At 42.2% G+C, this 23206-nt stretch carries 24 protein-coding genes; 16 read left to right on the top strand and 8 right to left on the bottom strand.

The annotated features are described in order from the left end of the window. Positions 1-16: 16 nt before the first annotated feature. Positions 17-1237, top strand: coding sequence for a caspase family protein (locus ACP14Y_RS03140; protein ID WP_424961517.1), 1221 nt, complete (start codon positions 17-19; stop codon positions 1235-1237). Between the two features lie 63 nt (positions 1238-1300). On the opposite strand, the gene ACP14Y_RS03135 is transcribed toward ACP14Y_RS03140, so the two are convergent. From ACP14Y_RS03135 to ACP14Y_RS03125, 3 genes are all read right to left on the bottom strand, one after another. Next, on the bottom strand, positions 1301-1834 hold the full coding sequence (locus tag ACP14Y_RS03135; RefSeq protein WP_424961516.1) for an ester cyclase: 534 nt from the start codon (positions 1832-1834) through the stop codon (positions 1301-1303). A gap of 117 nt (positions 1835-1951) precedes the next feature. Then, positions 1952-3028, bottom strand: a complete 1077-nt coding sequence (gene dinB, locus ACP14Y_RS03130; protein WP_424961515.1) for a DNA polymerase IV — start codon at positions 3026-3028, stop codon at positions 1952-1954. Positions 3029-3282: 254 nt separating this feature from the next. Then, positions 3283-3687, bottom strand: coding sequence for a DUF6326 family protein (locus tag ACP14Y_RS03125; RefSeq protein WP_424961514.1), 405 nt, complete (start codon positions 3685-3687; stop codon positions 3283-3285). Between the two features lie 357 nt (positions 3688-4044). Here ACP14Y_RS03125 and ACP14Y_RS03120 point away from each other — a divergent pair, with 357 nt between their 5' ends. Further along, the gene (locus ACP14Y_RS03120) at positions 4045-4167 is read left to right on the top strand and encodes a hypothetical protein (protein ID WP_424961513.1); all 123 of its coding nucleotides are present in this window, start codon (positions 4045-4047) and stop codon (positions 4165-4167) included. Positions 4168-4540: 373 nt separating this feature from the next. Here the strand turns inward: ACP14Y_RS03120 and ACP14Y_RS03115 are convergent, their stop codons facing one another. Next, a complete protein-coding gene (locus ACP14Y_RS03115; RefSeq protein ID WP_424961512.1) occupies positions 4541-5899 on the bottom strand; it encodes a M20/M25/M40 family metallo-hydrolase in 1359 nt (452 codons plus the stop codon). 121 nt (positions 5900-6020) lie between these two features. Further along, on the bottom strand, positions 6021-6653 hold the full coding sequence (locus ACP14Y_RS03110) for an alpha/beta hydrolase (RefSeq protein ID WP_424961511.1): 633 nt from the start codon (positions 6651-6653) through the stop codon (positions 6021-6023). Positions 6654-6706: 53 nt separating this feature from the next. On the opposite strand from ACP14Y_RS03110, the gene ACP14Y_RS03105 reads away from it, so the two are divergent. After that, positions 6707-7093: an endonuclease domain-containing protein gene (locus ACP14Y_RS03105; RefSeq protein WP_424961510.1), complete on the top strand. Its 387-nt coding sequence runs from the start codon at positions 6707-6709 to the stop codon at positions 7091-7093. A 4-nt stretch (positions 7094-7097) separates the two neighbouring features. Here the strand turns inward: ACP14Y_RS03105 and ACP14Y_RS03100 are convergent, their stop codons facing one another. Then, positions 7098-8339 (bottom strand): DUF819 domain-containing protein, encoded by a 1242-nt coding sequence (locus ACP14Y_RS03100; RefSeq protein ID WP_424961509.1) that lies wholly within the window; start codon positions 8337-8339, stop codon positions 7098-7100. Between ACP14Y_RS03100 and ACP14Y_RS03095 the strand changes: the two genes are divergently transcribed. The 3 genes from ACP14Y_RS03095 to ACP14Y_RS03085 are packed head-to-tail and all read left to right on the top strand — an operon-like array spanning position 8338 to position 10309. Then, positions 8338-8547: a 30S ribosomal protein THX gene (locus tag ACP14Y_RS03095; RefSeq protein WP_424961508.1), complete on the top strand. Its 210-nt coding sequence runs from the start codon at positions 8338-8340 to the stop codon at positions 8545-8547. The genes ACP14Y_RS03100 and ACP14Y_RS03095 overlap by 2 nt on opposite strands. Positions 8548-8550: 3 nt before the next feature. After that, positions 8551-9246: an outer membrane beta-barrel protein gene (locus ACP14Y_RS03090; protein WP_424961507.1), complete on the top strand. Its 696-nt coding sequence runs from the start codon at positions 8551-8553 to the stop codon at positions 9244-9246. Beyond that, positions 9233-10309, top strand: coding sequence for an alkane 1-monooxygenase (locus tag ACP14Y_RS03085; protein WP_424961506.1), 1077 nt, complete (start codon positions 9233-9235; stop codon positions 10307-10309). The genes ACP14Y_RS03090 and ACP14Y_RS03085 overlap by 14 nt, the downstream gene beginning before the upstream one ends. Here the strand turns inward: ACP14Y_RS03085 and ACP14Y_RS03080 are convergent. Together ACP14Y_RS03080 and ACP14Y_RS03075 are read right to left on the bottom strand one after the other, a co-directional pair. Then, on the bottom strand, positions 10306-12582 hold the full coding sequence (locus ACP14Y_RS03080; RefSeq protein WP_424961505.1) for a DUF5916 domain-containing protein: 2277 nt from the start codon (positions 12580-12582) through the stop codon (positions 10306-10308). The genes ACP14Y_RS03085 and ACP14Y_RS03080 overlap by 4 nt on opposite strands. Next, on the bottom strand, positions 12569-12985 hold the full coding sequence (locus ACP14Y_RS03075) for a TerB family tellurite resistance protein (protein WP_349563010.1): 417 nt from the start codon (positions 12983-12985) through the stop codon (positions 12569-12571). Before ACP14Y_RS03075 ends, ACP14Y_RS03080 begins: the two co-directional genes overlap by 14 nt. 246 nt (positions 12986-13231) lie before the next feature. On the opposite strand from ACP14Y_RS03075, the gene ACP14Y_RS03070 reads away from it, so the two are divergent. The 10 genes from ACP14Y_RS03070 (at position 13232) to ACP14Y_RS03025 (ending at position 23171) form a co-directional block, all read left to right on the top strand. Further along, positions 13232-14620 (top strand): anthranilate synthase component I family protein, encoded by a 1389-nt coding sequence (locus ACP14Y_RS03070; protein ID WP_424961504.1) that lies wholly within the window; start codon positions 13232-13234, stop codon positions 14618-14620. Next, positions 14617-15186 carry an anthranilate synthase component II gene (locus ACP14Y_RS03065; protein ID WP_424961503.1) on the top strand — a complete coding sequence of 190 codons (570 nt, stop codon included), beginning with the start codon at positions 14617-14619 and terminating at the stop codon, positions 15184-15186. The genes ACP14Y_RS03070 and ACP14Y_RS03065 overlap by 4 nt, the downstream gene beginning before the upstream one ends. Then, positions 15183-16175 (top strand): anthranilate phosphoribosyltransferase, encoded by a 993-nt coding sequence (gene trpD / locus ACP14Y_RS03060; RefSeq protein ID WP_424961502.1) that lies wholly within the window; start codon positions 15183-15185, stop codon positions 16173-16175. The genes ACP14Y_RS03065 and trpD overlap by 4 nt, the downstream gene beginning before the upstream one ends. Continuing rightward, positions 16175-16960 carry an indole-3-glycerol phosphate synthase TrpC gene (gene trpC / locus ACP14Y_RS03055; RefSeq protein WP_424961501.1) on the top strand — a complete coding sequence of 262 codons (786 nt, stop codon included), beginning with the start codon at positions 16175-16177 and terminating at the stop codon, positions 16958-16960. Before trpD ends, trpC begins: the two co-directional genes overlap by 1 nt. Then, positions 16957-17577 carry a phosphoribosylanthranilate isomerase gene (locus tag ACP14Y_RS03050; RefSeq protein ID WP_424961500.1) on the top strand — a complete coding sequence of 207 codons (621 nt, stop codon included), beginning with the start codon at positions 16957-16959 and terminating at the stop codon, positions 17575-17577. The genes trpC and ACP14Y_RS03050 overlap by 4 nt, the downstream gene beginning before the upstream one ends. After that, a complete protein-coding gene (gene trpB / locus ACP14Y_RS03045; protein ID WP_424961499.1) occupies positions 17574-18758 on the top strand; it encodes a tryptophan synthase subunit beta in 1185 nt (394 codons plus the stop codon). Before ACP14Y_RS03050 ends, trpB begins: the two co-directional genes overlap by 4 nt. Then, positions 18759-19544 (top strand): tryptophan synthase subunit alpha, encoded by a 786-nt coding sequence (gene trpA, locus ACP14Y_RS03040; RefSeq protein ID WP_424961498.1) that lies wholly within the window; start codon positions 18759-18761, stop codon positions 19542-19544. Beyond that, on the top strand, positions 19541-20548 hold the full coding sequence (aroF, locus tag ACP14Y_RS03035) for a 3-deoxy-7-phosphoheptulonate synthase (protein WP_424961497.1): 1008 nt from the start codon (positions 19541-19543) through the stop codon (positions 20546-20548). Before trpA ends, aroF begins: the two co-directional genes overlap by 4 nt. 1 nt (position 20549) lies before the next feature. Further along, positions 20550-21275, top strand: coding sequence for a phenylalanine 4-monooxygenase (locus tag ACP14Y_RS03030; RefSeq protein WP_424961496.1), 726 nt, complete (start codon positions 20550-20552; stop codon positions 21273-21275). Positions 21276-21689: 414 nt separating this feature from the next. Further along, the gene (locus ACP14Y_RS03025) at positions 21690-23171 is read left to right on the top strand and encodes an NAD(P)/FAD-dependent oxidoreductase (RefSeq protein ID WP_349562999.1); all 1482 of its coding nucleotides are present in this window, start codon (positions 21690-21692) and stop codon (positions 23169-23171) included. The last annotated feature ends 35 nt before the right edge of the window (positions 23172-23206 follow it).

The raw sequence follows: 23206 nt of genomic DNA, 5'->3' as shown, positions 1-23206 counted from the left end.
TGCGTAAATTCATACCATGAAACACACGCTAATCACGCTTACAATCTTGATGTGCTTCCATGCCATCGCTCAAAAACCTGACCTTACGGGCACATGGATTGGAAATTCGACTTTTCTCAAAGAACATACCCAGCTTAAGTATGAGTTAATCCAAAAAGGAAATGCCCTTTCTGGATTTATCTATGCAAAGAATCAGAATGATTCGATCAAAGCAGCAATAGAAGGAACAATAGAAAATGGAACGATCGAGCTAAACGGAAAAGAAATCATTTACCGATCCGGGTCTGCTTGTATGGCAAAAAATATACTCAACTATAGCTTGAATAGCGGTCAGGAGACGCTGACAGGAAGGTGGAAAGGAGACATGAAACTCAATACATGCCCGCCGTTGGTTTCCGGCACAGTCACGCTGTTCAGAGAAAAATCAAACACGCCCATAGTTATCGCTGAGGAAGAAAAAGCTCCGATTCCTAAAATTTCTGAAGATGATGGAGTGGGGAAGGCGCTTGTGAATGAACTTCAAAAAAGAAAATACTACGCACTAATTATTGGAATCAATGAATATCAGGATGATGAAATACAGGACTTAGACAACCCGATCAATGATGCGGAGCAGCTGGCAGGAGTGCTAACCTATCACTATTCATTCGATCAGGAAAATGTTACGGTGCTGGAAAACCCAACACGGGAGGAGGTTATTCGATCATTGGATCAGCTTACAGAAACGGTCACTGAGAAAGATAATTTATTGATCTTTTATGCTGGTCATGGAATCTGGAACGAGCAGTTGAATCAGGGCTATTGGCTGCCTAGTGATGCCAGCATAGACTCAAAGTCTTATTGGCTTTCAAACAGTACGCTGCGTGATTATGTGGGAGGGATACGATCCAAACATACGTTATTGATTTCAGATGCCTGCTTTAGTGGAGGTATCTTAAAAGAGCGTGCGGTATTTGAAAACAGCCGTGCGATACTGGAGGTGTATAAACTTCCGAGTCGAAAAGCAATGACCAGTGGCACGCTCAAAACCGTTCCCGATGAAAGTGTATTTATCCAATACTTGCTGAAAAATCTGGTAAATAACCAGGCACCACTACTTTCTGCTGATCAACTGTTCCGAACATTCAAAACAGCGGTGATTAACAATAGCCCGAATGGTCAGGTGCCGCAGTATGGACCCATCACTCAGGCTGGAGATGAAGGAGGTGATTTTATCTTTTTAAAAAGAGCCAAGTAAGCAAATACAAAAAATCCCTCCGAAGAGGGATTTAGTATGAGAAGACAAAGAAAAATGTTTAACCTAAGGCTTGCCTCCTGCAGTGTCAATTACACCCATTTGTATACATCGATTGTACATGTCGTGTAAGTCAAATCCACGAACGATCTTTCCGTTCTCTACTGTGTATCTAAAAACCGTCTTATAGGCAACCTTTCTATTTGTTGGTTGTGCTAATCCCAGACGAGTAAATGTGGGATTGGTGTGAGTAAACGTCCCTGTGGTGAACAGGACCACATCATTTCCTTCCGCAATCACTGCATCGATCTCATATCTGAGGTCAGGCATCATTTGTGCAAATCGTTGGCGTCCGATCCGCATGGTTTCAGGAGTATAATTCTTTCCCTGAAAGTTGGTGGAAGGGGCATAGTCTATGTATTCAGGGACGATAAGGTGATCGAGGGTGTCCAGGTTTTCCATGTTCCACATGGATTCGAAGAAGGTCAAAACAATTGCTTTATTTTTATCCTCTTGAGATTTGGTATCCGATTCTACTGAAGGGGTGCAGGCTGAAAAGATCAGCAATAATAAGATGGGGGTTGAGAACAGTTTCTTCATGGTTAGGATTAAATTATGGGTTAAAACTACCCTTATCTCTATCCCTTTCAGACCCAAATGGTGCGAGTGGTCAAATGAAGGGTGCGGGATGATCAAAAGGGGTAGTAAATGAATTAGTTAAAAGTCAATGGTTAGTTGAGATGGGGCCTCCGGCTCTTCATCCTTTTTGAAATTAGAAATACCCACCCCAATTAGTCGGATTCCTTCTTCATCCAGCAGGTCTTCTGTCATTAGATTCCTGGCTATGGAAAGGTAGGTAGCTTCATTGTTGATCGCATCTTCCTGTGTTTTGCTGCGAGTAACCTGTCGAAAGTCTCCATACTTCAGTTTGAGTGTTATCGTGTGCCCGTCACTTGCCTTGCTGCGTTGATACCGATTAAATGAGATGTTAGCAATTCGATCTACCTCTTGTATAATTTCTTCCATTTCGTAGAGGTTGCGTTCAAACGTTCGCTCCGCGCTTACTGACTTGGTTTCCCGAACCGGCTGCACTTCCCGGTGGTCTATGCCCCTGCAGATGTTGAAATAGTACTGTCCTGATTTACCATATCTCAGTTTGAGATCTTCGAGTGATTTCTTCCGCAAATCCCTTCCGGTAAAAATGCCGGCCTTCACCATCTTCTCAGCGGTCACCCTGCCGATTCCATGAAAGCGATGAACAGGAAGCTTTGCCACAAATTCCTCAGCCTCTTCCGGCAGGATGACAAACAATCCATCCGGCTTGTCCATATCTGATGCGGTCTTAGCCAGGAACTTATTGTAAGAGATTCCGGCAGACGCGATGAGTCCGGTTCGTTCCTTGATTTTTGATTTAATCTCTTTCGCTATAAGCGTGGCAGAGTTCAATCCAATCTTGTTTTCGGTGACATCCAGGTAGGCCTCATCCAATGAGAGCGGCTCAACTAAATCCGTGTATTCGAAAAAGACTTCTCTGATTTGCTGTGACAGTTCTCGATACCTTGGAAAACGATGCGGCACAAAGATCAGGTTGGGGCAGAGCTTGGCAGCTTTGGCAGAGGGCATGGCAGACTTCACGCCAAACTTTCTGGCCTCATAGCTGGCAGCAGCCACCACTCCGCGCTGAGAGTTTCCACCTACAGCTACAGGTTTACCCTTCAGTTCTGGATTGTCCAGTTGCTCCACCGATGCATAAAACGCATCCATATCGATGTGTATGATTTTGCGATGCTCCACGTATGCAAGGTAGGAAAGGAGAGGGAGAGGGGATCGATTTGGCTGATGCGTATGCTTGTGGCAATATGCACTAAGCTAGCTGATCTACATTACACGTATACTGTATCTTAATGCGGCTGCTCTGAAAATGAAACTTAAGAACTATAGAATTCACAGAAGAGACTGTCACATTCAAAAGGTGCAGATTGACGGTTGAATTGCATCGAACAAAACTAGAAACACGTCGGAATTTGCAGCTTTAAAGACTGTTTACGCTACTGAACTTTTGGCCAATTCCATGCTAGCCATACAATTGAGAACGTTATTATGCTTTCTAAAAACGCAAGAAATACATAAAATCCATACCAAGGAGTGAATGAGTTAACACCTATCAGTATCATCATCACGGTGAATATGGTTCCAAAAAGAACATTTATAAACCTATTAATCTTTGGTTTCAAGAGGATTGATAGGGCCACCATGATAGAAGGAATTGCCAATGTTATTGATGCCACCAATAGTTTGGATGGGCTATCCAAAACATTATTTCCACTTATAAGGCTGTCTACTTTTCCCGGAGTATATAATTCAAAATAGTCTCCGTATAAATAACAGAAAACAACAGATGTCCATAAAGCGGCAAGCTTTATTTTGATATTAATCTTTGGGTTGTCTAGCATTTCTTTCTAAGCTTTTGTTAGTTCCTGGTAGATGATAAAACTTTTGAAATGGTTGCTTGCTTAATGTTGGGAAGGGTTAAATGGTGGGAACGTTGAGGTAGGATGAGTGCCCTACGCTCATTTAATAGATTCGAAAGTAGGTAATCTGACAGTTATCTACAAGGTGGGCGGGTCCCTCTCATCCTTCCTCAAGTTTTTCAGGACCCGAAGGGATGGGATCTGACTGGAATGAAGGGCTGTTTCATTTAGCTCAGTCAGATTGCCGGGCTAACCTTGGATAAGTGGCAGAATACCGCGTAAGGGCATTCATTTCCTACCGAATGTTATGGGGCGTTTATTCATAAACGCAGTGGGCTGATGTTTTACCTTATGATCCAGGATGCAACTGGAGCTGATGGCGTCAAAGGTTTTGCTCATCGAGATGCGCTTTATGGCACGATAAGGACGCGTGGAGAAGAGCTACAACAGGCGATCATTTGAAATCCATAATCATTGCTGTTTTCTCATCTTTTTTAGTGAGATTCAGTTAGGCTGACTTGAAAAAGTCGTAAAAAACGGCTAACTTCCTCACTTCAAGTTTTTCATAAAGCGTCTCACGCGTTAGTAGAAAGCAAGACTTTCTCACGGTATCACCGCGAAAAACTTATTTAGAAGTGTGGCTCACTTCTCCCTCAAAGCCTCGAAAACTTTCCCATTCCCAAATGATCTGTTGAAAACCTTCAGCCTGTTAATATGAAACACAGACCATGCCCCGATAACATCCGGATATAGTGCAATTTGTGCACTATATCTGGAATAACCGTAATAAAAGTGCACTATATCCGCCTTATATCTTTCATCAAATATACCGTTTCTACTTCACTCCCTCCCGATCTAGCAAATACATCATAGCACCCATGCTGGCAGCTCCGAGCTCCAGCTCTCGCTGGTCTACTGCCTCAAATACATCCGCAGGAGTGTGGTGATAGATGAAGTAGCGTTGCGTGCTGGGTCTAAGACCTATCAGTAAAGTACCATGCGATCGGAGCGGACCAATATCTGCACCGCCACCATTCTGCTCAAAATCCCAGACCCGATAGGGTAGGAAGTAGTCTTTCCACGCTTTGATCTGTGCTCTCTGTTCATCTGTGCCTGAGGTGGAAAATCCCAGTGGCTGAAAGCCTCCTGAGTCTGACTCCAGGGCGGCAATGTGTTTTTCGCCTTTTTCTTTGGCTACTCGAGCATATTCTCTTCCGCCTCTTAGTCCGTTCTCTTCATTCATCCACATCACCGCACGGATGGTTCGTTTTGGCGTAATGTCTAATGCTTTGAATAGACGGACGGCCTCTATCGCCTGCATGCATCCGGCACCATCATCGTGTGCTCCTTCGCCCACATCCCAGGAGTCCAGGTGACCACCCACGGCTATGATCTCATCAGGAAATTCCGATCCGCGCAATTCACCAATGACATTGTAAGAAAGCACATCAGGCAGCATTTGACAATGCGTCTCGATGTACACATTCAGTTTCTGTTCTTGTAAAATCTGGCTGAGTATGTCTGCGTCGTTCGTGCTGATTGCTACTGCCGGAATCTGGTTGATCAGTGCTTTGTATCGAAGAGATCCTGTATGGGGAATGTCATCTTTTCTATTCGTCACCGAACGGATGATGATTGCTTTTGCGCCATACTTTGCAGCCTCAGATGCTCCCGATGAACGCTGGACAACTGCCCCTCCGTATGCCCCAAACGTGTTGATAATCGTTGGATCCATTTCACCATTGTAGAAGACGATCTTTCCTTCTACTTTCTTTCCTAGCTCATTAACTTCATTTATTCCACTCACTTCAATTACTTCAGCTAACACTCCATCAGGACCGGTCCCAACCGAATTTCCGAGAGCCAGCGCATTAAAGTGGATCGTGCCATGCTTGTCAGTATCAAGTGCTCGCACAATTTCCTTTTTACCACGTACCCAATGGGGAACCATTACTGGCTGTAAATACACTGTGTCAAATCCATATGATTCCATAAGATGCCGGGTATACTCGACTGCAGCGGCAGCCTGCGGCGAACCAGACAACCGATGGCCTATTTCTTTACAGAGATACCTTAGGTTTTCATATACATGACCATTTGTTAAGGTCTCGTCATAGATTTTTTTGATGGCTTCTTCGTGCTGGCTGAATGAAAGACAGGGGATGAGTAGGAGGAGTGTAGCTAATTTCTTCATAAATGAAAATTAGAAAAAGTAATTAAGCTATTTAACATTCTTTTGATGAGAAGTTAATTCCCCCTATGAAGGGCGGTTCGACGATTCGAGGTGGGGGAGAATGAGCGTAAGGAGGAGGATGTTATAAAGTTGCCACGATCTCGGGAATGACACGATGACCACCTTCATACCAGTGAAGCTCGGGTTCTCTATTCATGGCGGCTTTCAAAACGGAATTCTGATTTTCAACCATCTCCTCTTTGAAATACTTGTCCTCTTTACTGGTATAATAGCTAATTTCTTCTTCTCCTGTTAAGTATTTCCAATCCTTCGGGTCAGTATCAGGAGGAAATGTGCCAGCCCAAATAATCATTTTGTGGAAGGGAGTTTTTGCATAGGCGGCATACCGACCCATAGTTGCAGTGCCTTGGGAAAAGCCAAAGTAAATAAGTTCATTATCAGAAAGGTCAAACTGACCTAGTACAGCATCGATATAGGCATACTGGTTTTCGATTTCAGTTAGCCGATCCTCTTTGGTCATCCACGAGGCACCCACTCTTCCATACACACCATCCAGATAGTATTTGGAGAGTCCCTGTGGGGCAATGATGAAGTTTTTTTCAGGATCAAGTCCTTCAAATTTCTTGATGAAATATTCAGCCAGCTGTCCGTATCCATGAAAAACAACCCATATCCGTTTGGTCTTTTCTGTAAGCTTATTTAGCGTGTAGTAAGATGCCTTTATTGATACTGGAATGTGATGCTGTTTGCTCATTTTTTATAAGTCCCCTCCTTGGAGGGGATATAGGGGTGGGTTAAATTGTAAATATGCGAAAAATCATTCCATATAATCAAAAGCTGGTTCCTTTAGCCAAAAAGCTAAGACAAAACATGACACTAGGTGAAATACTTTTGTGGAATGAAATCAAAAATAAACAGTTGGGCTTTCGGTTTAGCAGGCAAATTCCTATTGATGAATATATCGTCGATTTCTATTGTAAAGATTTGTTTCTGGCAATTGAAGTTGATGGGGTGACGCATACATATGAAGATCAATCTTTAAAAGACGAAGTGCGACAGAAGAGATTAGAAGAGTTAGGTGTTAGGGTTCTAAGGTTTGATGATTTTGATGTGAAGAATAAAATAAAGTGGGTTGTCAATGAAATCCTGAAATATATTGAGACCCACCCCCAACCCCTCCCAAGAGGGGAGTAACTCCTTAACCTGCAACCATTTGCATCATTAGGCCACACAAATAAGCTCCATAGGTACCTAAAACGTAACCCAGCACAGCCATTAATACGCCCACTGGAGCCAGCGATGGGTGGAATTCTGAAGCAATGACGGGAGCGGATGCAGCACCACCAACATTAGCCGTACTGCCCACAGCGATGAAGAAATAAGGCGCTTTGATCAATTTTGCCACCAGGGCTAAAAGAAGCACATGGAACATAATCCAGGTAATCCCCAAAAAGAAGTAGCCCGGATTTGAGAAAATGGCCAGAATATCCATGTTCATACCAATGGTAGCAACCAAAATATAGATAAATGCTCTTCCTATCCGCGAGGCACCTACACCTTCCAGTTCCCGAGCTTTGGTAAATGATAAAATCACTCCCAGGGTAGTGGCGATTACAACCAACCAGAAGAACCCGGAAGTTAAGCTGTACTGCTCCAGAGCTGGAAACTGCTCCAGGTATGGTACAATTAGGTCTGAGCAGAAATGCCCAATTCCAGTGCAGGCAAATCCCAGCATGAGGACTTTCATCAGATCGGTTAGGTTCGGAATTTTAGCCACACTTAGCTGGTAGTTCTCCATTTTCACTTTAAGCGATTCAATAGCGGATGCATCTGCTTTTAATTTTCTATCAATCAGTTTTGTCACAGCTACACCGGCAATCAGGATGCCCAACCATGCATTTCCAACAATGATGTCCACAGTGACCATCGTAGAAAAAAGCTCGTCACTTACTTCAAACACTTCTTTCATAGTGGCCTGGTTGGCACCTCCGCCGATCCACGAACCGGCGATGGTGGTCATGCCTCTCCACACCTCATTGGGAGCTACACCACCCACCAAATCGGGTGCTATCTGAGAAAAAATGATAATCGTTAGAGGTCCTCCGATCATAATTCCGACTGTTCCGGTCACAAACATGATCACTGCTTTGGAGCCCAGCTTGGCAATTTCTTTAAGGTCTACGCTAATGGTGAGCAAAACCAAACTAGCTGGCAATAAGTACCTGGATGCAACAAAATAAAGATTGGATTGGGAGGGGTCAATGAGTCCGACAGCCTTTAGCAAGGAGGGTAAAAAGTAGCACACTAAAAGGGCGGGAACATAGGAATAGAATTTTTTCCAGATCGGATGATCAAGTGACGAGGTGTAAAATACTGTTCCCAGCATTAACATGAGAATACCGAAGATTACGGCATCATTTGTGATCAAAGGTTGGTCCATGTTGTTGAAAATTAACCTCAAGGATAATGATTTCCTTGAGCATATCTATGATTATTTTATTTTTGAAAGAAAAACAATTATGGGAAAAGGTGACAAAAAATCCAGAAGAGGAAAAATTGCTAAAGGCACTTATGGTGTAACCAGACCCAGAAGTGCCAATAAGAAAATGGCGGAGCAGCCAGGTAAAAAAACATCTAAAAAGAAATAGTTAATGAGGATATTATGGCTGATCTGCACTGCGTGTTTGATGCATGTGGGGGTGGCGCAAAAGATATATGTGGGAGCGAAGGCAGGTGGTCATGCATCTTCAGCGTTCATTGAACATACCATTTTTAATACGACCATGAACACTACCTTTTTACCGGGAATCAGTGGTGGTGTTTTTGTCAGGTACTTACCCAAGCCGGGTGATTCTTTTCTTAATTCAGGAATCCAGCTTGGAGTTAATTATGTCCAAAAAGGGTGGAAGCAAATTTTCCTTGATATAGAAAATTTACCTGCATATACTGCCCGGATGAATTATCTGGAAATCCCCCTGGAAGGAATTGGATATTTTGGAGGTAAGAACAAGTACTTTATTTCAGCTGGCTTGCATTTGGAGTTTTTAATAAGCACAGATCTGGATTCGGAACCTGTTGAGGACAATCTAATATCTGATTTTTATACCTATGAGTCATCCAGAGATCGGGAGGTTGGCTATGGTGCACGACTTGCAGGAGGATTATTCCGTGAGATGTCCATAGGTACAGTGCAAGTGGAAGGATTTTTTAGCTACAGTTTCAGTAACTTTATAGATGCTGGAGATCTTACCACAGAAACACCAGATATATCCAATCATTGGGTAGTAGGATTTACAGTTGGCTATATGGTAGCCTTTGGAAGGAATCAAGAAAATGAAATGGAATAGAAAAAAACTAAGTGCACTGAAGTACATGAATGTGCTGGTACTGCCATTGCTGGCCTGGATCAGTTTTAATACACATGGCTGGCTTACTTACCTTCCATTGATTGAATCATTCGTTTTTGTACCGCTCCTGGAGCTAGCTTATAAACCAAATCCCGGAAACCTAACACCAGAGAAAGAGGCCCAGCGAAAAGACGATCCGATTTACGATTGGCAATTATATATCATGGTTCCTATCCAGTTTGCGCTGCTATTTGTATTTCTGTTTTCAATGCAGGAGGCGGGGCTTACTTTGGTGGATAAGGTTGGAAGGATCTCCGCAATGGGTTTGTTGTGTGGTGTCATAGGGATCAATGTAGCGCATGAGCTTGGCCATAGAAAAACTTGGTATGAGCAGCTGATGGCTAAGGCACTCTTGCTTACTTCATTATATATGCACTTTTTTATTGAGCACAATAGAGGTCATCACAAAAATGTTAGCACCACGGAGGATCCATCCTCTGCTCGATTCGGTGAGATGCTATATACTTTTTGGATTCGTTCAGTCGTGTTTGCATACATCTCCGCATGGAAGCTGGAAGCTAAGCGATTAAGAAAGAAAGGAATATCTCCTTTTTCTGTACAAAATGAAATGCTTCAATTCCAGTTGATCCAAATAGTGTTTACGCTTGGTATAGGTCTGATATTTGGTTGGACCGTGATGGGATATTTTATACTTGCTGCCGTGATTGGTTTTCTACTTCTCGAAACAGTCAATTACATTGAGCACTATGGATTGGAGAGAGACAAAAAGGGTGATGTATATGAGCGCGTGATGCCCCATCACTCATGGAATTCAGACCACATGGTGGGCCGAATCATTTTGTTCGAACTCTCTCGACATTCAGACCATCATTACATTGCCAGTCGTAAATATCAAATTCTCAGGCATATAGATAAGAGTCCGCAGATGCCCACTGGGTATCCGGGGATGATGATACTCGCCACGATTCCACCTCTGTGGTTTGCTATCATGAATCCAAGGATCCGGCAGATAAAAGAGGGGGGCTTGGCACAAGCGGCCTAGAGATTAAGCCAATAATTTACTTTGAAAACCAGCGCTCTGTTTCGGGTCTGGAATCCATCGGTAATGTAATTATCAGTGTAAACAAGGAATATATCTGAAACAGGTTTAAAGCGCCACTGGAAGCGTGAATTATGACCAAGGTTCTCTGCTTGAGAATTGTACTGAATAAACGTCGTAAAAAACACATTATTCGTAAGAGTAAGGTCAATTCTCGGGCCTATGAGATACAGGTCTGAGTCACTATAAGGATCGGGGAGGTTCACACGATTATACTCACCATTGAGTTCTATCTGGATCAATGGCGGCAGCCTGAATGTAAGCCCCAGCTCTGCATTGAATCGTTCACCATTGAAAAAACCACCATTGCTGATAAAACCTCTTACGATGAAATTTTTCCTCCTGTCTGATCGATAAAAAATTCTGTATCGATACCATTGATGGGTAGTATTCTCCTGTAATTCCTGCCCATCAGAGCCTGAGGGATCAAATGATGAGGTGAGGGATACAAAATTCCAGCCGGCACCAAACTCTAAATAGGAGGTGTTTAAGAACGAAAATTTATACTGTATTCCTGCATCATTGTCCAGCCTATCCCATTCATTGGTCAAAACTCCACCAAAATTGATTTCTGGTCCATGACGCTGAATAATGTTACCCGCTGCTGGGAAAATGTTGTATTCTGTACCCATTCCATAATTGGTCACACCTGGTCTTGGCACAAATCCAACTTCTGCATTGTGATTTTCACCAATTCGTTGAAAGTTTACACGTGCACCAAAAGTTGGTTTCCTGTATCGCAGAAAAGCTCCGGTTGCATACTTTTCATCGGAGCTTTGGTTTGGGTCAAGCGATCGATGATAGAAGAAGTCACCTTCCCAGCTATTGTCAATATTTGCCAGGTTGTAGTCTACACCAAATACATAATTGTACTCACTGAGCGTAATTAATGTATCCTGAGGTGCTAATTCATTTCCAAATTCATCCTGAAGGTTACCATTTTGAGCCAACGCGGTAGAATCATAAATCACCGCTGATTCACCCAAATTATTCCTTCCCACAATAGTGGCGCTGAGCCTTGATCTGCTAAAAATTTGTCGCTCTATTACAGCTACTGAATAATTCTGTGCCGGGGATATTTCTTCAGAAGTCTCATCCCTTCCGGTAACCATATTTAATGCTCCAACTCTCCATTTACTACCAATTTTTCCACTCAGTCTGGCTCCAGCAATAATTGGGACATTCCTTCGTGTGTCTCCAGATCCTTGAATTCCGATTCTTCTGGAGAAAAACGGTCGCGACCTACCAAAACCTCCATCAGCAAAGAGATCTTGGTTCTCGAGGAAGAATTGTCTTCTTTCAGGAAAGAAAAGTTCGAATCGTTGTAGGTTGGTAACCTGCCGGTCCACTTCCACCTGAGAAAAATCCGGATTGAAGGTAAGATCCAGATTTAAGGCACTTGAGACTGCAACTTTTGCGTCAAATCCAGTTTCAATATTGGATTCTCTGGGCTCATTTTCCTCATGATTTTTCCCAACGCCGGAAGCAACATAGGGGATAATTGAGATATTCGTTCCAGCAGGTTTTGGAGTTTTATCCCAAAGCAGACGACCTGAAAAATTCATATTGCTCATACTATACCCCTGAGGGACCTGAATCCATGCCGTCCGTTCGTTACGTTTTAGATTGTTTCTGAGAACCTGCATGTTCCATTGGGATACATTATTATATCGGATGGTCTTAAATGGAATGGAAATCTCCACTGACCAAAAATCCTCTCCCTTATACACTGCGCTGTACCATTTGTTGTCCCAGTCATCTCTTACACTACCTCCCAAAAGCACCAGACCTTCCCGCTGAACATTATTAGGGGTGACCTGAAATGAAAATCCATTGGTTTTATCATTATATGGATCAATGTATATGGCAACATTGTCATTGTTTCCCCACCCAAAATCTCTCCTTCTTGTAGTGGCGATGTATTCCCCTTCCAGGTAATCGTAGCATATCACTCCAACGACAATCGCCTTGTCTGTATAGGTGACCATAAATTGCGTGCTATCCTTTGCAGGTTGATCATCCGTTGGAAATGTTTGATAAAATCCTCCTGCTCGTGGTAGTTTTTTCCATATTGGCTCATCAAGACGTCCATCAAGTTGAATGAGACCATCCGCTGCATTGATGACATAGTCCACCTTATCCGGCAAATTTTGCGCCAGAGAAGAAAGACTTAGAAAAATAAATAATATGTATCCTGCTACTCTAATCTTGTTCATCCAATGGGATTAGATGTTGGTCCGCAATAGACCTTAAGAAGTTTTTGTTAGAGTTGATACTTGGATCTTTGTAGATATAGGCTGATAGATCTGCGATTACACCAGGCTTGTATCCCAAATTTAAAGCCACTTTTTCACAGAACTTAATTTCGTTTGAATGAACCTTGCCATCTGCCTTCATCATACGGATGATGTTGAACAGGTAATTAAACTTTTCATCCGGTGGAAGGTCTTTTAATTTTGGAATAGGACGAGGATTATTAATAATCTCCGCTGTTTTTTCTTCAGAAACACCTAACCCATCAGCAATGAATAGAATCAGGCGGTACTCTTCCTCAGCCACTATATTGTCGGCTTTAGAAAGATGGGCTAGAATACTAATTTGTTCTTCGTGCGATAACATGGCGGAAATTTAGTTTAAAAACCTTAATCGTGATAAAACTTCTTTAACCGGTCATAAAAAAAATAACAATTTTCGAGGACTGTTTGTTTTTTACTGGCAAATGCATTTAGCTTAGCGATTCAAATGATTACGACAAACAAATATTGGTGGTGGCATATCGACAATCCTGATTGTTGACGAGCCGCTGCTGTGTTTAAAAATATCTAAACCCTGACAGTTATCGTCAGGGTTTTTTTGTTTACAGCCATGAATAAAATACGCATTAAGACACGTGAACGAACGATTTTAGCCGATACGATCACCCCGGTGAGCATGTATTTAAAGCTTAGGGATCGGTACGCTAATTCTTTTCTCCTGGAAAGTTCTGACTACCATGGAGCCGAGAATAGCTTTTCATATATCTGTTGTTCACCATTGGCATTCATACGCTCTATGGGAGGAGTCATTGAGCGAAAGCTACCTGGTGGAAAAGTAGAAAAGTGTCCTGGAAGTGACCTCAAAAAGGAAATAGAAGGTTTCACTACTTCTTTCGAGGTAGATCAGTCCGAAGGATTCATAAAATCAGGACTATTTGGATATTTCAACTATGACGCGAAAGCTGAGTTCGGGGATTTGCAGATAAAGCAAAGAGATGATAGTGTACCATTGGCACAGTATCATTTATTTCAATTCATCATCGCGTTGGATCACTTCAAAAATGAGTGTCATATCATAGAGTCGTACGTAGATGAGCCTAGTGATGAGCAATTTGAGGAAATCATATCTCTGATCCAGCAACGCAATCTGCCGGGATATCCATTTAAAACTACTGCAGCGAAATTATCAAACAAGACCGATGAAGAATACCTCGAAATGGTTAAGAAGGGAATTCATCACTGTCATATTGGTGATGTTTTTCAGGTTGTGCTATCACGAAATTTCCAGGTTCCATTTCAGGGGGATGATTTTCAGGTGTACCGAACCCTTAGGTCAGTAAATCCATCACCCTACTTATTCTACTTTGATTATGGTAGTTTCAGACTTTTTGGGTCTTCTCCTGAAGCCCAGATTGTGTTGAAGAACGGGAAAGCAGAAATACATCCTATTGCAGGGACTTTCAGGCGTACTGGTAATGATAAAGCAGATTCTGAGCTTGCTGAGAAACTTATGGAAGATCCTAAGGAAGACTCTGAGCATGTCATGTTGGTGGATTTAGCCAGAAATGATCTAAGCAGAAGTTGCGATAAAGTAAAAGTTGAAACTTATAAAGAGGTTCAATACTATTCGCACGTCATCCACCTGGTTTCCAAAGTTGCAGGAGAGATAAAGAAAGGCTCATCCTTTATGGATATCGTAGCGGAGACGTTTCCTGCCGGAACGCTATCTGGTGCTCCAAAAATCAGAGCAATGGAAATCATTGAGGAAAATGAGCAAACACCCAGAGGTTTTTATGGTGGTGCTGTTGGCTTCATGGATTTTGATGGAAACTTCAATCATGCCATTATGATCAGGAGCTTTATGAGCAAGAATAACGTACTGAAATTTCAAGCGGGAGCAGGAGTGGTTGCACAATCCAAACCTGAAAATGAACTACAGGAAGTATATAATAAAGTGAGTGCTCTTGAGCATGCAATTAAAGAGGCGGAACAGTTATGAAAGTTCTGGTAATAGATAACTACGATTCATTTACTTATAACCTGGTGCATATCCTTAGGGAAATGGGCATTGAAGAGTCCTTGAGGGTCGTACGAAATGATCAATTTGAACTAAGTGAAGTTGAAGCATTTGATCACATCTTGCTTTCTCCCGGGCCAGGGCTTCCGAGAAATGCCGGTCTGATGCCTGAAGTGATTGAAAAATACGCTCCAACAAAAAATATTTTGGGTGTCTGCCTCGGTCATCAGGCCATTGGTGAAGCTTTTGGTGCCAGGCTGTTTAATCTACCGCAGGTATTTCATGGCATGGTAACGCCAGTGGAAATAATAGTGGATGATGAACTATTTGATGGACTTCCTCAAAAATTCAATGTATGCAGGTATCACTCCTGGGTGATTGAAAAAGGGACATTACCGAAATCAATGAAAGTCACAAGCGTAGCAGAAAATGGAAATATTATGTCGATTAAGCATGAGACGTATAATGTTCGTGGAGTACAATTCCACCCGGAATCAATCATGACCGAACATGGGAAGCAGCTGATAAAAAACTGGTTGGAGTTATGAAAGAAATACTAGATAGACTGATAAATAATCAGACACTTTCACGGAAAGAAGCAAAAGAGGTACTGACAGGATTGGCGACCGGTCAATATAACAATAGTCAGGTTGCCGCTTTTCTAACCGTGTTTTTGATGCGCGCCATCCGTGTTCAGGAGTTGGAAGGATTTAGAGACGCTATGTTGGAGCTATGCAACCCAGTTGACTTAGATGGATATAATGCGATAGATGTGTGTGGTACAGGTGGAGATGGAAAGAACACTTTCAATATCTCAACCATCTCATCTTTTGTAGTTGCTGGCGCTGGTGTAAATGTGGCCAAACATGGAAATTATGGGGTTTCCTCAGTTAGCGGCTCGTCTAATGTGCTAGAATATCTGGGTGTGAAATTTTCCGGGGATGCGGGTCAGATGAAAAGGTCAATGGATGCTTCTGGAATTTGTTTCATGCATGCGCCATTATTTCATCCGGCTATGAAGAATGTAGGACCGATAAGAAGAGAACTTGGTGTGAAAACCTTTTTCAATATGCTGGGACCAATGGTCAACCCGGCCCTTCCACCCAATCAATTGGTAGGCGTTTTTAGCCTTGAACTGGCCCGATTATATGGATACCTGTATCAGAATACAGATAAGAAGTTTTCAATTGTTCACTCACTCGATGGGTACGATGAGGTTTCTCTAACCTGTGATTTCAAGTTGATATCAAATCAAACGGAAGAGCTTGTTTCAGCCAATGATTTAGGATTCGAACAACTACAGCAAGAGCAATTATATGGGGGTGAGACGATCGAAGATGCTGCAAAAATCTTTGAGACAATTCTTGCCGGAAACGGATCAGAAGCCCAAAATAATGCTGTGCTGGCCAATGCAGGATTAGCTATAGCTACTGCAAAACAAACACCTTTTACAAATGGTATTGAAGAGGCGAAAGTGTCACTTGTAAGCGGTAAGGCCCATCAATCTTTTACAAACTTTTTAAGCATTAATAGCTAATGGATATACTTTCTGAAATAGTTGATAACAAGCGTAAAGAGGTTGCATCCAGCAAAGAACTCTACCCGATCAAACTTCTCGAACAGAGCACATACTTTGAGGAGCAGCCGGTTTCGCTAAAGAAATACTTACAACGCCCGGATAAGTCTGGAGTGATTGCGGAAATCAAACGTAAATCACCATCCAAAGGAGATATCAATAAACATGTTTCTGTGGAGCGAACTTCCATAGGTTACATGCAGGCGGGTGCTTCCGGATTGTCTGTCCTGACCGATAAGAAATATTTTGGTGGTTCATCCGAAGACCTGAAAGTGGCCCGATCCTTCAATTTCTGTCCAATCCTTCGAAAGGATTTTATGATTGATGAGTATCAGGTGGTTGAAGCAAAATCCCTGGGTGCGGATGTAATCTTATTAATAGCAGCTTTGTTGAATAAGAAAGAGATTGAAAAGTTGGGGTCCCTGGCTAAAAGTTTAGGTATGGAAGTATTGCTGGAGGTACACAATGAAGATGAACTGGCTAATAGCATCACGGATAAAGTGGATTTGATTGGTGTGAATAATAGAGACTTGAAAACATTCAAAACAAATGTTCAGACATCAAAAGATTTGGCCGACAAAATACCAGGAGATTTCATTAAAGTTTCTGAAAGTGGGCTATCAAAACCAGAAACAGTATTGGAACTCAAAGAATATGGATTTGAAGGTTTTTTAATAGGAGAGACTTTCATGCAAACCGGTCGGCCCGAAAAAGCGGCAAAAGAATTTATAAGGCAATTGTCATGAGTGAATTGAAACTAAAGGTCTGTGGCATGCGAGACCCTGAAAACATTCAGGGCTTGATTGAAATTAAACCAGACTTTATTGGATTTATTTTTTATCCAAAATCACCAAGGTATGTGGGTGAAATGGATGAAGATTTTATCATGCGGATACCTCTCAGTATTCATAAGGTGGGTGTATTCGTGAATGAAACCAGTGAACGAATCCTTTCACAATCAGATAAATATGGGTTGGAGTACATTCAACTTCACGGAGATGAAGACTTGGATTTCGCCAAACATCTTAAGGATCAAGGTTTGAAGATCATTAAAGTATTCAGGGTGATGGACACCATTCCTTTTGTCGCAAAGCAATATCAAGGGGTAGCTGATTACTTCCTGTTCGATACCGCATCCATAAATTATGGTGGTTCCGGACGGCATTTCGACTGGAATATTTTGAGAAACTATTATCTGAATATTCCCTTTTTGCTAAGTGGTGGAGTACAATTAGAAGACATTGAGAAAATTAAAGCAATGCAGATTGATCAGCTTGTTGGCATTGATGTGAACAGCCGATTCGAGATGGAACCGGCGATGAAAGATCTGGAAAAATTACATGAGCTAAAGACAGTGCTATGAGCAAGTACAATGTGAATGATAAGGGGTACTATGGAAAGTTTGGGGGAGCTTATATTCCGGAGATGCTCTTTCCAAATGTGGAAGAACTTCGTGAAAACTACGTGGATATCATTGAATCAGAAGATTTTAAAAACGAATTTGATCACCTGTTGAAAACGTACGTAGGAAGACCAACCCCTTTGTATTTTGCTTCCAGGCTATCAGAGAAGTACAAAACTAAAATATACCTTAAAAGGGAAGACCTCTGCCACACAGGAGCACACAAGGTGAATAATACAATTGGTCAGATATTGCTCGCACAGCAGTTGGGTAAATCCAGAATCATAGCAGAAACTGGAGCTGGGCAGCACGGTGTAGCTACAGCCACCGTTTGTGCCTTGATGGGTATGGAATGCGTGGTGTATATGGGTGAAATAGATATGGCCAGGCAAAAGCCTAATGTGGAGCGTATGAAAATACTAGGGGCTGAAGTGAAGCCAGCCCTTTCCGGAAGCAGAACACTGAAGGATGCCACGAATGAAGCCATGCGATACTGGATCAATAATCCAACGGATACGCATTACATTATTGGCTCAGTAGTAGGGCCTCATCCATACCCGGATATGGTTGCTCGATTACAATCGGTGATCAGTGAGGAAATGAGACAACAATTGCAGGAGGTTGAAGGACGGAATGCTCCAGATCATGTGATTGCCTGTGTCGGAGGAGGCAGTAATGCAGCCGGGGCATTCTATCATTTTTTAGAAGATGAATCTGTTAATCTCATTGCAGCTGAGGCTGCTGGTCAAGGAGTATTGTCTGGAAAATCAGCAGCTACAACAACTCTGGGAAAGTCTGGGGTGTTGCATGGAAGTAAAACACTATTGATGCAAACGGATGACGGCCAGGTGGTAGAGCCATACAGTATTTCTGCCGGACTTGATTATCCGGGGATTGGTCCCATACATGCCCATTTGTTTGATGCAGGTCGGGCAGAGTATTACGGGATCACGGATGAAGAAGCCATGCTGGCAGGAGTTGAACTAAGCAAGCTGGAGGGAATCATCCCGGCCATTGAATCCGCTCATGCGCTGGCAGTTTTTGGCAGTAGACAATTTGGGAAAAATGAGGTGGTTGTAGTGAATTTATCGGGAAGAGGCGATAAGGATTTGGAGACCTATATCAAATGGGGAAAATACTAAATGGATGAATTGGTAATGATGAACCGAATCGATCAAACATTTAAGGAAAAGAAAGACATTCTGAATGTCTACTTCACGGCTGGTTATCCAAACCTGGATGATACAATCAGGATGGCATCTGTATTGGAAAAAGCTGGGGCTGATATGTTAGAGATTGGAATGCCATTTTCTGATCCTGTCGCTGACGGTCCCACGATCCAGGATAGCTCACAAAAAGCATTGGAGAATGGAATGACCATAGTGAAGCTTTTCGAACAGCTTGTAACACTTCGCGATCATGTTTCTATCCCAGTTCTTTTAATGGGGTATGTAAATCCGATTATTCAATTTGGCATGGATCGATTCTGTGATAAGTGCGCCGAGGTGGGAGTGGATGGGGTAATTATCCCAGATCTGCCCATGCAGGAATATCTCGAGTTTTATCGGGAAACCTTCAAAGAAAAGGGCATTCACAACATTTTTCTGATAAGTCCAAACACTTCTGAAGAACGAATTCGACTCATTGATAAAGAATCGAATGGATTTATTTATGTGGTTTCCTCTTCCAGTATCACAGGAGCTAAAAAAGGCATTCAGAAAGGACAGTTGGAATACTATCAACGAATCCAATCGATGAATCTGAAAAACCCACAATTGATTGGTTTTGGGATATCAAATAAAGAAACATTTGATACCGTATGTATTTATTCAAATGGAGCAATTATCGGAAGTGCATTCATCAGGCAGCTTAATGAAGATGCGTCTGAAGAAGCAGTAGTAGAATTTGTAAAAGAAATCAAGGGATGATTATACAATTAGAAAAAGGTGTTAATGGGGAAGTATTAGGAGCTGTGGAAAAAGAGCTCCAATCATTGAAATACAAAACGACTCATGTTCAGACTCAATATGGTAGCTACTTGGTTGGGACAGGAAAGAAACCTTTCGATATACGAAAAATAGGTCACCTCCAAGGAATCAAGGATATTCATGTTGTTTCGGATGATTACAAGCTGGTCTCAGCCAAATGGAAAGTAAATCCCACGGTTATCGATTTGGGAGATGAAGTGAAGATCGGGGGAGGACATTTTTCATTGATGGCTGGACCATGTAGCATTGAGGGAGAAGAAAATATCATGGAAACGATCGATTTCCTGAAAGCCAATGACATCAAAATCATGCGTGGAGGTGTTTACAAGCCACGGAGTTCTCCTTATTCTTTCAGAGGATTAGGTATTGACGGGCTGAAGCTATGGTATAAGCTGGCGAAAGAAAATGGGATCAAAATCATTTCTGAGGTGATGCAGGTATCGCAGATTGAAGCCATGCATGACTATGTTGATATATTCCAGGTAGGAGCTAGAAACACCCAAAACTTTAACCTGCTGGATGAACTAGGGAAGGTGGATAAACCTGTGCTTTTGAAGCGGGGTATTTCAGGGACCATTGATGAACTGCTACAAAGTGCTGAGTATATTTTCTCCGGAGGCAATGAACGGTTGTTGTTGTGTGAAAGAGGAATTCGAACCTATGAAAAAGCGTCTCGGAATACTTTTGATATCAATGCTATTCCAATTCTAAAAGAGAAGTCTCATCTTCCTGTGATTGCCGATCCATCTCATGGCATTGGGATTAGGGATCATGTTGGTTCGGTAGCGATGGCATCAACCGTTGCTGGTGCGGATGGTGTGATCTTTGAAACGCATTGTCGACCGGAGGAGGCCTTTTCTGATGGTCAACAAACCCTGGACTATGATGAAGCAACCAAATTAATCGAGAAATTGAGAATATTAAATAACACGATAGCTAGCTAGTATGAAGCAGATTTACGATAACTACACTCAGGAGGACTTTGAGGTCTGGAAAATATTGTTTGATCGCCAAATGAAACAATTCCCCACTCATGCTTGTGAAGCCTATCGTGAAGGGCTGAGAATTGCCAATTTTGAAACTGGGCTTATTCCTGATTTCAATGAGACGAATCAGATTCTACAAGAAACAACCGGCTGGCAGTTGGCCGTAGTTCCGGGGATAGTGCCCGACTACACTTTTTTTGAATTGATGGCCAATCGTAGATTTCCTGCCACCACGTGGCTAAGAAAAATGAAAGAGCTGGATTACCTGGAAGAGCCCGATATGTTTCATGATGTATTTGCACATGTTCCTCTCCTAACAAATCAGCACTTTGTAAACTTCCTTGAGGAGCTAAGCAAGATTGGGCTGCAGTATGTTGGCAATGATCACGCCATTCAGTTGCTGTCTCGTGTGTATTGGTTTACGGTAGAATTTGGCTTAATACAGGAACAAGATGAACTCAGAATTTATGGCGCAGGTATTTTGTCATCCGCAGGTGAGACCCAATTCTCATTAAGTGACGAACCACCAAAGCACCCATTTAGTATTGAGCATATGTTGGATACACCGTACCGAAAAGATGTATTTCAAACCGAGTATTTCATAACTGAATCATATGAACAGCTCTATAATTCCATTCCAGAGATTAAAAAACTGCTTGCTGACAAGCTGGAGGCTGTAGTCTGATAAATGTGGATAACTAGGTGGAAAACAGGGGTAAAACTTGTTGAAAACTAGAGGGTTAGATTTTTTGGAGATGTAAAGTTATGGTCTACATTAGTATCATCAAACAAGGGATAGGAAACTGAAATGAAAGTTTCCAGTCGGACAAAGGGAAGTTGATTTTAAGTTTGGCTTGGATCAACGAAGTTTGAAAGGCTGTTGAAGAAAACGAGCGAAAAGGCAACTTTTCGAAGACGCATCGGAAGGGGATCCAAACAGTAGTTTGAAATATTGCAGTTGCTACGGCAGTTGCAGTATTGAAAGGGTGAAAATCGGTCACGATTCTTCACCCTTTTTGTTTTTATCCCTACTCCGTATTTCTTCGGATTCATTAAATCATTCAAATCCTTATCTTTAGGGAAACAATCGCCTAGCCAAATGAAGAAATTTGACGTCTGTGTCATAGGTGGTGGACCTGCAGGATACGCAGCAGCCATGAGAGCCATCGATTTCGGGAAACGTGTTGCATTAATAGAAAAAGATAAATTGGGGGGAGCCGGTATTCACCAGGGAGCGCTGTGGAGTAAAACCTGGTGGGAGATATCGCGTGAAGCTCGAATGATCAATTTACACGGGAACACCCTTAACCTCAATAGTACCGAGTTTAGCTTTGAAAAGGTAAAGAGTGAAGTTGCTCAAGCTGTGGATCAGCGTGTAGGTCTTCTCACGCATCACATGGAAAACATCAACCTTGGGCTTGGTGATGATCTTTTTGAATATATCCGCGGAGTGGCGAAGGTCACCGGTAAAAACACAGTATCAATAACGGGAAATGGACAAAATCAAGATCTGGAAGCAGATTATATCATCCTTGCTACCGGCAGTGTACCCAGAAAATTACCCCACCTTCCCATAGACGAAGAAACGGTATTCACATCCGATGGCTTAAGTAACCTCAATCGATTTCCTAAATCAATTGTCATTGTTGGGGCAGGGGTTATCGGATGTGAGTTTGCTACGATCTTTTCAAATTTTGGTCATACGAAAGTCCACTTAATTGATAAAGGGGATCGTATTTTACCTTTTGAGGATGAGGATGTAGTAAAAGTCATTGAAAAAAATCTTGAAGAAAAAGGAGTGCTCATTCATCGAAACTCAAAACTGATTGAAATGAAAATTGATGAAGATGAGGTGGTGTATATACTTGAATACAATGATGGAAGTAAAGAAAGCTTTCGGGTAGAGAAAGGATTGATATCCATAGGAAGGGTGCCTCAGTATGATCAGTTAGTAGATGACAAGATAGGTGTAGAGTTCGATAATCGAGGCATAAAGGATGATCTCACGCAAACCTCAGTATCTAATATTTATGCCGTCGGTGATATCACTGCAGATATTTCTTTGGTAAACGTGGGAGAGCTTGAAGGCAGATATGCAGTGGAACGAATTTTCGGAAAGCCGGAACAGCCACTTATTTATAAGAACATATCAACCATTATGTTTCTGGACCCGGAAATTGCCGGAGTAGGGATGAATGAAATTCAGGCAAAAGAAGCGGGGCTAGAATATAAGATGGTTAGCTTGAATTATGACACCATTCCTAGAGCAACTGCCATGCGAAATACAGAAGGTTTTATTAAGGTGTTGGTGACCAATGATGATGATATGAATATCCTGGGAATGCGTGTAGTAGGGGAGCATGCTTCCAGTGCCATACAGGCAGTTGCATTGTTGATTTCGCAAGACAGGAGTATTAAGGAGTTGGCCGAGCTTATACACCCACATCCTTCCATTATAGAAGGTATTCAGGAGTGTGGTAGATTATTGATGGGTAAGCCATTGTTTAAACCGCGAGTACTTCGCAGCTCTATCAGGTGCCAGGTCTGGGATGGTAAAGGATATGAGGATTTAGTAAAGTGACGATCTTAATAAGCTGAAATAAGAAAGGGGACTCT

The organism is Ekhidna sp., assembly GCF_965247405.1.
GTDB lineage: Bacteria > Bacteroidota > Bacteroidia > Cytophagales > Cyclobacteriaceae > Ekhidna.
This window is presented reverse-complemented; position numbering and strand designations above follow the sequence as displayed.

Coding starts and splice junctions, on each gene's coding strand:
- ACP14Y_RS03085 (WP_424961506.1), top strand. CDS start 9,233: ATGAAATGGAATAGAAAAAAACTAAGTGCACTGAAGTACATGAATGTG.
- ACP14Y_RS03140 (WP_424961517.1), top strand. CDS start 17: ATGAAACACACGCTAATCACGCTTACAATCTTGATGTGCTTCCATGCC.
- ACP14Y_RS03125 (WP_424961514.1), bottom strand. CDS start 3,687: ATGCTAGACAACCCAAAGATTAATATCAAAATAAAGCTTGCCGCTTTA.
- trpD (WP_424961502.1), top strand. CDS start 15,183: ATGAAAGAAATACTAGATAGACTGATAAATAATCAGACACTTTCACGG.
- ACP14Y_RS03090 (WP_424961507.1), top strand. CDS start 8,551: ATGAGGATATTATGGCTGATCTGCACTGCGTGTTTGATGCATGTGGGG.
- ACP14Y_RS03025 (WP_349562999.1), top strand. CDS start 21,690: ATGAAGAAATTTGACGTCTGTGTCATAGGTGGTGGACCTGCAGGATAC.
- trpB (WP_424961499.1), top strand. CDS start 17,574: ATGAGCAAGTACAATGTGAATGATAAGGGGTACTATGGAAAGTTTGGG.
- ACP14Y_RS03135 (WP_424961516.1), bottom strand. CDS start 1,834: ATGAAGAAACTGTTCTCAACCCCCATCTTATTATTGCTGATCTTTTCA.
- ACP14Y_RS03120 (WP_424961513.1), top strand. CDS start 4,045: ATGTTTTACCTTATGATCCAGGATGCAACTGGAGCTGATGGCGTCAAA.
- trpA (WP_424961498.1), top strand. CDS start 18,759: ATGGATGAATTGGTAATGATGAACCGAATCGATCAAACATTTAAGGAA.
- trpC (WP_424961501.1), top strand. CDS start 16,175: ATGGATATACTTTCTGAAATAGTTGATAACAAGCGTAAAGAGGTTGCA.
- ACP14Y_RS03080 (WP_424961505.1), bottom strand. CDS start 12,582: ATGAACAAGATTAGAGTAGCAGGATACATATTATTTATTTTTCTAAGT.
- ACP14Y_RS03070 (WP_424961504.1), top strand. CDS start 13,232: ATGAATAAAATACGCATTAAGACACGTGAACGAACGATTTTAGCCGAT.
- ACP14Y_RS03110 (WP_424961511.1), bottom strand. CDS start 6,653: ATGAGCAAACAGCATCACATTCCAGTATCAATAAAGGCATCTTACTAC.
- ACP14Y_RS03030 (WP_424961496.1), top strand. CDS start 20,550: ATGAAGCAGATTTACGATAACTACACTCAGGAGGACTTTGAGGTCTGG.
- ACP14Y_RS03095 (WP_424961508.1), top strand. CDS start 8,338: ATGTTGTTGAAAATTAACCTCAAGGATAATGATTTCCTTGAGCATATC.
- ACP14Y_RS03105 (WP_424961510.1), top strand. CDS start 6,707: ATGCGAAAAATCATTCCATATAATCAAAAGCTGGTTCCTTTAGCCAAA.
- aroF (WP_424961497.1), top strand. CDS start 19,541: ATGATTATACAATTAGAAAAAGGTGTTAATGGGGAAGTATTAGGAGCT.
- ACP14Y_RS03050 (WP_424961500.1), top strand. CDS start 16,957: ATGAGTGAATTGAAACTAAAGGTCTGTGGCATGCGAGACCCTGAAAAC.
- ACP14Y_RS03100 (WP_424961509.1), bottom strand. CDS start 8,339: ATGGACCAACCTTTGATCACAAATGATGCCGTAATCTTCGGTATTCTC.
- ACP14Y_RS03075 (WP_349563010.1), bottom strand. CDS start 12,985: ATGTTATCGCACGAAGAACAAATTAGTATTCTAGCCCATCTTTCTAAA.
- ACP14Y_RS03065 (WP_424961503.1), top strand. CDS start 14,617: ATGAAAGTTCTGGTAATAGATAACTACGATTCATTTACTTATAACCTG.
- ACP14Y_RS03115 (WP_424961512.1), bottom strand. CDS start 5,899: ATGAAGAAATTAGCTACACTCCTCCTACTCATCCCCTGTCTTTCATTC.